Origin of the sequence: uncultured Methanobrevibacter sp., from assembly GCF_902770715.1 — an archaeon.
GTDB lineage: Archaea > Methanobacteriota > Methanobacteria > Methanobacteriales > Methanobacteriaceae > Methanocatella.
Window position 1 is genome coordinate 24,490 of sequence record NZ_CACXTS010000020.1, and the last position, 10,206, is coordinate 34,695.

Consider the following 10,206-nt stretch of genomic DNA (forward strand, 5'->3'; position numbering starts at 1 on the left):
ATGTTAATATTAAAATTTTAAAGATATTTCTTATTTAAACACATTATGAAAAAATATGCTAAAATCTTATCTAAGAAATATAGATTAGATACTATAAGTTACTTCATTTTGATTAATAAATATTTTTGAAGAAATTTATTTAACAATTGAAAAATAAAAGTATTACTATAATGAATTTTACAGGGTAATGGAAATGGAAATAAAAACTATCTCAACAGACGTATTAATTATCGGATCTGGTGGAGCAGGTTCAAGAGCAGCTATTGAAGTTGATGATGCGGGACTAAAGGCAATAATTGTATCAAAAGGTCTTTCATTTAGGTCAGGCTGTACCGGAATGGCTGAAGGAGGATACAATGCAGTATTTAAGACCGTAGACAAGGACGACTCAATAGAAGCTCACATTCATGATACATTAAAAGGCGGAAGCTACTTAAACGATAAAAGGCTAGTAGACATTCTCGTCAACGAATCACCGAAAAGATTAATCGACTTGGAAAACTACGGTGCTTTGTTTGACCGTCAGGAATCAGGTGAAATAGACCAAAGGCCATTTGGTGGACAAACCTACAGGAGAACCTGCTATCAAGGTGACAGAACAGGAGCCGAACTGTTAAATGCTCTTAAAGAGGAAATCATCAGAAGGGATATCGAGTGCATCGAAGAAGTGATGATTACATCTTTAGTAACCGACGGCGAACAGGTCATCGGTGCTACCGGACTCGATTTAAAGGATTCCAGCCTAATTTACTTTAAAGCGAAATCAGTAATTTTAGCCAGCGGAGGTGCCGGACAATTATACCCTGTAACATCAAACACCTTCCAAAAAAATGGAGATGGTTTTGCAATAGCTTTTAGAGCCGGAGCCAGTCTGGTCGACATGGAACAAGTTCAGTTCCACCCAACCGGTATGGTAGCTCCCGAATCCAAAAAGGGAGTTCTTGTAACAGAAGCAGTGAGGGCTGAAGGCGGAAAGCTCATAAACAAAGATGGCGAAAGGTTTATGAGCAAATATGCTCCCGAAAAAATGGAGTTAGCAACCCGTGATGTCGTTGCCCGTTCAATCTATCAGGAAATTATAGAAGGCAGAGGTACTGAAAACGGCGGAGTCTACCTTGACATTTCACATTTAGATGATGATTATATTGATGAGAAGCTTGAAACAATGGTTCTGCAATTTGAAAACGTTGGTGTAGACATCAAGCATGGTCCGATAGAAGTGGCGCCTACCGCACATCACTTTATGGGCGGACTGAAAATAAACACCGATGCTTCAACATCATTGGAAAATCTATTCGGTGCCGGTGAAGTATGCGGAGGGGTTCATGGTGCAAACCGTTTAGGCGGTAATGCTTTGGCCGATACTCAGGTATTCGGTAAAATAGCTGGAGAAAGTGCATCAAAAGCTGCTAAAGCAACAGAACTCAAAACAAATGAAGAACAAGTAGAAAAAGAAGCTTCAAGAATCGAAGGCCTAATCAAGAAAGGCACAATCAAACCATTGGAGTTTAAAAACAACATCAAAAACCTAATGTGGGAAAAAGTTGCTATTGTAAGGGATGAGAAAACATTGAATGAAGCCCTAGGCCAGCTTCAGGAAATGCAAAAAGACCTTGAAAACCTAGACGTCAGCGATAAAAAACAATATAACGACGAATTGGTTAATGCCCTTGAAGTAATCAACATGGTTGAAATCTGCATCCTGACCGTCAAATCAGCAATACTTCGTAGGGAAAGCAGGGGAGCGCACTTCAGATCAGATTTCCCTGAAACAAAAGACGAGTGGAAAAAGAGTATAATATTCAATAAAAATAAAATAGAATTTGAAGCTAGATAGCTTCTTTTAATTCTATTATTGCCTGTCTGGCTTTAGCATAAATTTCATCTTCATCTAAAACTGTTAATTTCTTATTTTCCATTAATACTTTACCGTTGCAGATAGTTGTATCGACGTTTGAACCATTTGCGGAGTAAATTATATTGGAGCTTAAAGAAGAACTGTCCGGAACCATATTAGCTGAATTAGTATCAATTAAAATAATGTCCGCTTTTTTGCCTACTTCAATAGAACCTATTTCTGAATCAAGACCTAAAGCTTCAGCACCCTTAATGGTACCCATTGCAATAGCTTCATCAGAATTCAATACCTTAGGATCCAAGGTGGAAACTTTTTGAAGTAAACTAGCTGTTTTTAATTCTTCAATTAAATCTAAATTGTTATTTGAAGAAGCGCCATCAGTTCCAATAGAAACGCAAATATCATTTTCCAGCAATTTGGAAACTGGAGCGATACCTGAAGCCAATTTCATGTTACTGCATGGATTGTGTGATACCTTAACATCATTTTTTCTGATAATTTCAATTTCTTCATCGCTTAGCCATACGCTGTGTGCGGCAACAACATCAGGACCCAATAATCCGATTTTATCCAAATATTCAAATGGCCTTAAACCTTTTTCTTCTGAAACATCATTGATTTCCTTTTGGGTTTCTGAAACGTGTATGTGAATACCCATTCCATACTTGTCTGCCAATTCGCGGACCTTAATCAATAATTCTTCTGAAGCTGTATAAGGAGAGTGCGGTCCGAAGAAAACCTTGATTCTTCCGTCTGCCATTCCATTGCAGTTTTCAAATAGGGTTAAATTTTCCCTTATTTCATTTTTTCTCTTTTCTTCATCGCCAAAATCAATCATACCATATGACAAAACAGCTCTGATTCCAGCCTCATCAACTGCACGGGCTACATCTTCCATGTAAAAGTACATGTCGGAAAATGTGGTTGTTCCTGATTTGATAAGTTCAACGGCACCTAAAAGAGCGCCGATATAACAATAATCTCCATTAAGGTTAGCTTCCATCGGCCAAATATGATCATTCAGCCAGCTGTCTAAACTTAAGTCATCAGCTAATCCCCTGAATAAAGTCATGGATAAATGAGTATGAGTATTAATTAATCCTGGAAGCAAAATTTTTCCAGTTGCGTCAATAATTTTATCAACATCGATTTCATCGATTTGCGGAGCAATCTCAGAAATCACATCATCCTTTATTAAAAGTGATTGTTTTCCTTCAAAATTTGTATTTGGACTTAAAATAAATGCATTTTTAATTAAAATAGTATTATCATTCATAAATGACACCTTAAAAAAAATAAAAAAAAGAAAGCTAAAAAACTATTTATAAGTTTTTGATAGCTAATTTAATATCATCTGCTTTAACAGTTTTACGTTTTGCGATTTTTGCAACAGCATTTGCTTCTTTAGCTACGTCACGTGCTACTTCTTCTAAGTATGCTGCTAATTCAGCTTTTGCATCTTCGCTAACTCTTTCTGCACCAGATTCTTTAATAATTCTTGCGATAGGAGCTTTTGGTATTTCAGACATATTTTCACCTCACAATAATTTATCAAAACTTATGATTATAATATCAAATCATAAGTTAAATAACAATATAAGATAACTTAATATTTAAATATTTTGCAAAATTATGGCTATTATTAAAAAATAATATGAATTTAATTAAATAAGATAAAATTAAATTATCAAAAGTATTTAATACATGATTAATAATATAATATTGAGATAAAAAAATTGAGTAGATACGATGAAAATAAAAATTGCTATTCCTTCCAAAGGAAGAATAAGTGAACCTTCAATAAACATGTTGGAAAAAGCAGGATTAGGATTAATCGATAAAAATAACAGAAAATTGATTTCCAAGACCTTTAATGAAAATATTGAAGTTATGTTTGCAAGAGCATCCGATATACCTGAATTTGTGAACGATGGAGTTGCAGATATGGGAATAACAGGTGTAGATTTAATCAACGAAAATGAAGCGGATGTCTGTGAACTGCTTGATTTGAGATTTGGACAGACAAAACTGGTCTTAGCAGCCCCTGAAGAATCCAATATAAATTCAATAGACGACATTACAGATGATATGAAAGTAGCTACTGAATTTCCAGTCCTAACCAAAAAATACCTTGAGAAAAAAGGTTTAAGTTTAAAAATAGTTAAATTGAGCGGATCAACAGAAGCAGCCCCATTTATTGGAATTGCCGATTTAATCACTGACCTGACAAGCACTGGAACAACATTGAAAATGAATCATCTTGAAATCATTGATACCATTTTGGAAAGCACAATTCAACTCATTGCTAACAGACAAAGTTTGAACGACAAAAGAGAATTGATTGAAGCTGTCAGCACAAGCATTAAGGGAGTTCTTGATGCAGATAGAAAGAAACTGATTATGATGAATGTCAAAGAAGCCGATTTGGATAAAGTCAAGGATGTAATGCCATCAATGGGTGGATTGACAATTTCAGAAGTATTGTCTAATGAAAAGACTGTTGCCGTTCAGGCTGTTATTGATGAAAAGCAGGTTTTTGAACTTGTAAATGATTTAAGAAATGCCGGTGCAAAGGATATTCTTGTTGTGCCAATTGAAAGAATAATATGAAAATAGGAATTATCTATTCAACTTCAAGCAAATCAACAAAAAAAGCTTGTAAACTATTATCTAATAAAATCAAAGGTAATGTACAGTTAATACCAATTGAAAAGGCAAAAACAGCGTGTTTATTAAAATACAATTTTATAATCCTTGCTGGATCTGCATACAATGGGAAAGTACAGAATGCTTTGAAAAGATACATTTCAAGAAATATAAAGACCCTGCAGGAAAAGCCTGTGGCATTAGTAATGAACTGTGAAGAGGGAATAGATACAAGAGACAGATTGAACAAAACATTTACTGAAGAACTGGTTAACTCTTCATGCATGAACTCAAACTTTGGATATGAATTAGATCCAGATGAGGGAAACTTTATTGAAAAAAGAAAAACAAACAATTTAATTAACAGTTACAAGAAATATGGAAAATCACTTCCCGTTTTAAACATGGATGAAATTGACAAATTTGCCGATTATATAAATAATTTGATTGAAAAAAGGGTTGATTAGAATTTTTAAACTAAAAAACATAATTTCAATAAAAGACTTTGAAAGAGAAGACATCGAATATATCATAGATGAAGCATCAAAACTGGAAAACATCGCAAAATCAAAGGAAGTATCCGAAGAGCTTAAAGGAAAAATTCTTGGATTAATGTTTTTTGAACCTTCAACAAGAACAAAAATGTCATTTGAAACAGCCATGAAACGTTTAAATGGTGAATGTATTGGATTTGAAACAAGCGGATCCAGTTCTGTGTCAAAAGGTGAAAGTATTGCAGATACCGCAAAAATGTTTGAAGGGTACTGTGATGCACTGGTAATTAGACATGAAATGGAAGGAGTATCAAAATTCATATCAGATATTGTAGATGTTCCCGTCATTAATGCAGGTGACGGTGCAGGTCAACACCCAACCCAGACTTTACTCGATTTATATACAATCAAAAATGAAATAGGTCATATTGACAATTTAAAAATAGCTTTAATTGGAGATTTGAAATTCGGACGTACAGTACACTCCCTATCCAATGCCTTAACTCTATTCAATAATGTAAAAATATATTTAGTGTCACCGCCTGAACTCAGAATGCCTCAGGAAATTCTTCATGACTTGGATAATACAAATGTAAAATATGAAGAAGTTGACACAATTGAAGAAATCATTGATGATGTGAATGTTTTATACGTTACCAGAATACAAAAAGAGCGCTTTGGTGACATTGATGACTATTTAAAAATAAAAGGTGCGTATATTATCAATAAAAAAATGTTGGAAGGTAAAGATTTGATTGTTATGCATCCTTTACCAAGAATCGATGAAATCGCCGACGATGTGGATCACACAAAATATAACAAATATTTCACACAGGCTGCAAATGCCGTTCCTGTGAGAATGGCTATTTTAAAAACATTGATAAAAAACAACCCTAAATAGTGTAAAGGGTTGTTTCAAGTAATGATTCATCGCATTGAAGCTTAATTATATTTGTTCTTCCTTTTGCACGGCCACGTGAAACAGTGTTCGTAGAAATTATACCTAACATCTCAAGCTCACCTATAAAGTCAAATATTCTTCTGTAGGTAACAGCATCCTTTTTAGATATGTCTGTGTAAGCATCATATAGTTTTCCGGAGGATATCTCCTCTTTCTGTTTTGTCAAACTGAGAATAGCTTCCAAAAGTCTTTGCTGTTGAACTGGTAAAGTGGATATGATTTCAATGACCTTATTGTGTTCTATTTTTTCTTTTGCTCTTCTTACATGATCGCTTGTTACGATATCTGAATCCTCATCAAAAGCTAATTCACCTGCATTTTTAAGCAAATCAAGAGCATATCTTGCATCACCCTCTTCCTTAGCTGCCATTGCAGAACATAATGGAATGACATCACTTTCCAATATGTTTTCATTGAAGGATAATTCTGCTCTTTCAGCCAATATGTCTGACAATTGATCAGCTCCGTAAGGTGGAAATACAATTTCCTTATCATTTAAACTACTGGTAACTCTGGAATTGATTAAATTTTTGAAATCCAAATAATTACTTATGCATAAAACTGAAACATTTCCTGTTCTTGTAAGTGTATATAATATTCCATCCCCATCCTTGTTAAGCAGGATGTCAATTTCGTCTAAAATAACGATTAAATGTAATTTTCTGGCAAAAACATCAGGTTTGAAGATATCTCTAAATGTATTTACAACTTCACCTTTTGTCCAACCCCTATTCGGAACATCACGTCCCAATCTGTTACATAATTCTGCAATAACCTGATATTCTGTAGTGTAATCAGTGCATCTGATGTATTCAACTTTTACAAAAACATTCTTCTTACGAGCTATATCGATAAGCTGCTCACGTGCAAACTTTGATGCTGCTGTCTTTCCAGTTCCAGTCTTTCCATAAAGGGTTACGTTGGAGGGAGTGACACCACTTAAAACATCAACCCAATATTTGGCTATTTGCCTTATCTGTTCATCCCTGTGAACCAATTTCTCAGGCAGCCACCTATGATCCAAAGGACGCTTATCCTTGAATATGGTGGGAGATATTGATTCCTCAATTTCCAAATCTTCAAAAATATTTGACATATATCCACCTTAAAAAAATTTGATAAAAATTATTAGTATAATTTCCAGTGTTAATAGTATTAAACCTATCATAAATAAAGGTTTTTATTACAATTTTGCAAAAAGTTAATAAAACATATGTTGTTGTGAAAAAATAAATAATTTATTTTTCTTTAAATCAAATAAAAACAATTTAAAATTAATATTAATTAGTGAAAATTATTTTAAAGTTTTTAATTTAAAAAATATTTCATTTTTGACTATTAAATTTTAAATATGAAATTGTACTATTTCAAATATAAAATAAAAATTTCAAGTGTAAATTTCCAATGAAAACATGGAAAATAAGCACTCAGATGACTTGAACGACATCACTTTCAAAAAATTTATCATGATTTATACTAAGAGAGAGACATGTATTTCAAGTGTAAATATTATTATGCAAAAATCCAAAATCAAGGGGTGGGCTTCAAGTGTAAAAAAATGAAAAACATGAAATCAACGTTGAAACAAAAAATAAAGAAAAAATAAGAGAGATAAGTTTCAAATGTTACAGTTGAAATATACCTCTTCGTTCAGAATATACCTTCGCAGACGTTATACTTGAAATGTACCTCTCCCTCTCTAGATGAACATGTCGTTTTCATTAGTCTGGTTGACATTAGGGGAGATTCTGCCGAAAGTCTTGTCGATTAGCCAGATGCAATGTAACTTTGACTTGAAGATTCTTTTCATTGCCTTAACGAAATTATCTTTGGTCAATCCATCTTCAAATATCTGATCGGTAATGATGAATTGCTGGAGAATATCATTGTTGATTTGAAGTTCATAATCGACAAGAAAGCTATTCAAACCAAAGTTCAAATCCAAAATAAAATCCTTTTTAGTTTTGGTGCTTGCCGGAATCATTAAGTTGGAATGTTCAGGTGAAACCTGAGTTGCACATGCAATTACAATACAGTCCTTTCCTTTAGGTTTTACGACATCCATTATATTGTCTTTCGGAAACTCGACAACAAAATGAAAATCAGCATTTTCGTCATATCTCATTTCTCTTAACATGTCTTCGTCGAGCAGCCATTTCTTAATTGTTTCTTCACTAATCATAATATCATCATTAATAAAAATTTATAATAAATTATTTATTTTTTTATTTATATATAATATAAAGTATGATTGAATATAATGAACTGATAAATAAATTAATGTTTACAAATGTCAATGATATCGTTTCATTAAAATTGTTTTTGTTTGTTATATTCACATTTCTACTTTCACTTGCAATTGATGTCATATTGGGTGAACTTCCAGGAAGGGTCCATCCTGTTGTTATAATGGGATCCATAATCAATTTCTTCAAGGATATGTTCATCAACATTAGGAACAGATTGTCTGGCGTTCTGACAGTCTTATGTGCAGGTATTGTTTTATCCATATTATTGTTTGTTATTTATTTTATTTTCAAAATCAATATTGTTTTGTTATTTATCGTGTTTACAATACTTTTATCATCAACCTATTCTGTTAATATGCTTCTGCAGACGGCTATTGACGTTAAAGATGATTTGAATGAAGATATCAATAAGGCAAGAAGATCCGTTTCATATCTGGTGAGCAGGGATACTGATGAGTTGACCGAAAGTTTCATTGTATCAGCCGTTATTGAAAGCCTAACGGAAAACATAACAGATTCCTATATTGCACCAATTCTATACTTCTTTATTTTTGCTTTGATAATTCTTATATGTCCAATTGAAAATCATTTGTATTTCCTGTTGTTGGTTCCAATGCTTTATAGGCTTTCAAACACTATGGATGCAATGCTTGGCTATAAAACCGATGAATTGATTCATATCGGATTTTTCCCAGCCAAGATAGATGATGTCTTGAATTACATTCCGTCAAGAATAGCAGGAATGTTTGTTGTAATTTCCGCATTCATTCTTGGATTGGACGGCAAAAATAGTTTCAATGTCATGAAGAGGGATGCAAGAAAGTGTCCATCTCCAAACTCAGGTTATACCATGGCTTCAACTGCTGGAGCGTTAAACATTCAATTAATTAAAAAGGATACATATATTTTAGGTGACAATAATAAAGAAATAGTAGCCGATGACATTTCAAAAGCTGTTAATCTATCAAAATTATCAATTGTTTTATTTACAATAACAGTCATCGTATTATTTACATTAGTTTATGTGATATTATGAAAATAGCAATTATTTCAGTTTCGGATAAAGGAAAAAACCTGGCTTCAACTCTAAAGGAAAAATTGGATGATGACTCTACCATCATAAGGACAGATTTATATCATAAAAATGTCAAAAAATATTTTCCGATTTTATTTTATGAATATGATGCAATAATTGCAATAATGGCATCAGGAATATTAATCAGGTCAATTGCAAATCTGATAGAATCCAAAGTCACAGATCCAGCTATTTTAAACGTTGATGATAATGGTAAATTTGTTATTTCAACATTGTCAGGTCATTTGGGAGGTGCAAACAAGCTAACCCATAAAATTGCCGATTTGATAAATGCTACTCCTGTAATAACCACTTCAACCGATGTAAATCAAAGATTGGGAATTGATGTTTTGGCTCAAGATCTTTATTTATCCATAGATAATCCCAAAGAAATTTTATTCTTTAACAAGGCTATTTTAGATGAAAAGAAACTTAATTTTACAATCAATCCTGATGCGAATTTTGAATATTTATTCGATTATCTAAATAAAGTTAAACTTGAAATGGATGTTTCATTTGGCTATTCAAAAGATGTGGATAGTGATGAAATTCATGTTGCATTGGAAGGGCATGAAATTATTCTAAAGGAAAGAAAAATAGTTGTTGGAATCGGATGCAGGCGTGGAAAGGAATTTGAAAAAATTCAGGAAGGACTTTTCAAATCCATTGATGAGCTGAATATTCACAAATCAAGAATCAATATGCTGGCATCTGCCGAAATTAAAAAGGATGAAACTGGTATTTTGCAGCTTTCAAAAGAGTTGGATATACCTGTTAATTTCGTTGAAATAGATAAGCTTAAATTATTTGAATCAAGGGATGTTCAAAAATCTGATTTTGTATATTCAAAATTCGGAATTTATGGTGTTTGTGAACCTTCAGCATTGATTACTGCTGGCTTTGATTCAAAATTGATTTATAAA

General features: G+C 33.0%; 10 protein-coding genes. 6 read left to right on the forward strand and 4 right to left on the reverse strand.

Annotated elements, in window-relative coordinates:
- The first annotated feature begins 193 nt into the window (after positions 1-193).
- Positions 194-1,837, forward strand: a complete 1,644-nt coding sequence (gene tfrA / locus QZU81_RS06955) for a fumarate reductase (CoM/CoB) subunit TfrA (RefSeq protein ID WP_295590679.1) — start codon at positions 194-196, stop codon at positions 1,835-1,837.
- Here the strand turns inward: tfrA and QZU81_RS06960 are convergent.
- The gene (locus tag QZU81_RS06960; RefSeq protein ID WP_295590683.1) at positions 1,830-3,134 is read right to left on the reverse strand and encodes an amidohydrolase family protein; all 1,305 of its coding nucleotides are present in this window, start codon (positions 3,132-3,134) and stop codon (positions 1,830-1,832) included. The genes tfrA and QZU81_RS06960 overlap by 8 nt on opposite strands.
- Positions 3,135-3,180: 46 nt before the next feature.
- A complete protein-coding gene (locus tag QZU81_RS06965) occupies positions 3,181-3,387 on the reverse strand; it encodes a histone family protein (RefSeq protein ID WP_292824317.1) in 207 nt (68 codons plus the stop codon).
- A 220-nt stretch (positions 3,388-3,607) separates the two neighbouring features.
- Here QZU81_RS06965 and hisG point away from each other — a divergent pair, with 220 nt between their 5' ends.
- The 3 genes from hisG to pyrB are packed head-to-tail and all read left to right on the forward strand — an operon-like array spanning position 3,608 to position 5,899.
- Complete coding sequence (hisG, locus tag QZU81_RS06970) at positions 3,608-4,468, forward strand: ATP phosphoribosyltransferase (RefSeq protein ID WP_295590687.1); 861 nt, start codon at positions 3,608-3,610, stop codon at positions 4,466-4,468.
- Positions 4,465-4,971 carry a flavodoxin domain-containing protein gene (locus QZU81_RS06975; protein ID WP_292824312.1) on the forward strand — a complete coding sequence of 169 codons (507 nt, stop codon included), beginning with the start codon at positions 4,465-4,467 and terminating at the stop codon, positions 4,969-4,971. Before hisG ends, QZU81_RS06975 begins: the two co-directional genes overlap by 4 nt.
- Positions 4,964-5,899, forward strand: a complete 936-nt coding sequence (gene pyrB, locus QZU81_RS06980; protein WP_292851271.1) for an aspartate carbamoyltransferase — start codon at positions 4,964-4,966, stop codon at positions 5,897-5,899. Before QZU81_RS06975 ends, pyrB begins: the two co-directional genes overlap by 8 nt.
- Here pyrB and QZU81_RS06985 read toward each other — a convergent pair.
- Both QZU81_RS06985 and QZU81_RS06990 read right to left on the reverse strand, forming a co-directional pair.
- Positions 5,892-7,055, reverse strand: a complete 1,164-nt coding sequence (locus QZU81_RS06985) for a Cdc6/Cdc18 family protein (protein ID WP_292824306.1) — start codon at positions 7,053-7,055, stop codon at positions 5,892-5,894. The genes pyrB and QZU81_RS06985 overlap by 8 nt on opposite strands.
- 603 nt (positions 7,056-7,658) lie before the next feature.
- On the reverse strand, positions 7,659-8,141 hold the full coding sequence (locus tag QZU81_RS06990) for a DUF2299 domain-containing protein (protein ID WP_292824303.1): 483 nt from the start codon (positions 8,139-8,141) through the stop codon (positions 7,659-7,661).
- 65 nt (positions 8,142-8,206) lie between these two features.
- Between QZU81_RS06990 and QZU81_RS06995 the strand changes: the two genes are divergently transcribed.
- The gene (locus QZU81_RS06995; protein ID WP_295590692.1) at positions 8,207-9,244 is read left to right on the forward strand and encodes a cobalamin biosynthesis protein; all 1,038 of its coding nucleotides are present in this window, start codon (positions 8,207-8,209) and stop codon (positions 9,242-9,244) included.
- Positions 9,241-10,206: cobalt-precorrin 5A hydrolase (locus tag QZU81_RS07000; RefSeq protein ID WP_295590694.1), on the forward strand; the 966-nt coding region annotated here is incomplete at its 3' end. The genes QZU81_RS06995 and QZU81_RS07000, both read left to right, overlap by 4 nt.

What these genes read in the sequence shown, in the direction of transcription:
- tfrA (WP_295590679.1), top strand. Translation starts at nt 194, where the DNA reads ATGGAAATAAAAACTATCTCAACAGACGTATTAATTATCGGATCTGGT.
- QZU81_RS06960 (WP_295590683.1), bottom strand. Translation starts at nt 3,134, where the DNA reads ATGAATGATAATACTATTTTAATTAAAAATGCATTTATTTTAAGTCCA.
- QZU81_RS06965 (WP_292824317.1), bottom strand. Translation starts at nt 3,387, where the DNA reads ATGTCTGAAATACCAAAAGCTCCTATCGCAAGAATTATTAAAGAATCT.
- hisG (WP_295590687.1), top strand. Translation starts at nt 3,608, where the DNA reads ATGAAAATAAAAATTGCTATTCCTTCCAAAGGAAGAATAAGTGAACCT.
- QZU81_RS06975 (WP_292824312.1), top strand. Translation starts at nt 4,465, where the DNA reads ATGAAAATAGGAATTATCTATTCAACTTCAAGCAAATCAACAAAAAAA.
- QZU81_RS06985 (WP_292824306.1), bottom strand. Translation starts at nt 7,055, where the DNA reads ATGTCAAATATTTTTGAAGATTTGGAAATTGAGGAATCAATATCTCCC.
- QZU81_RS06990 (WP_292824303.1), bottom strand. Translation starts at nt 8,141, where the DNA reads ATGATTAGTGAAGAAACAATTAAGAAATGGCTGCTCGACGAAGACATG.
- QZU81_RS06995 (WP_295590692.1), top strand. Translation starts at nt 8,207, where the DNA reads ATGATTGAATATAATGAACTGATAAATAAATTAATGTTTACAAATGTC.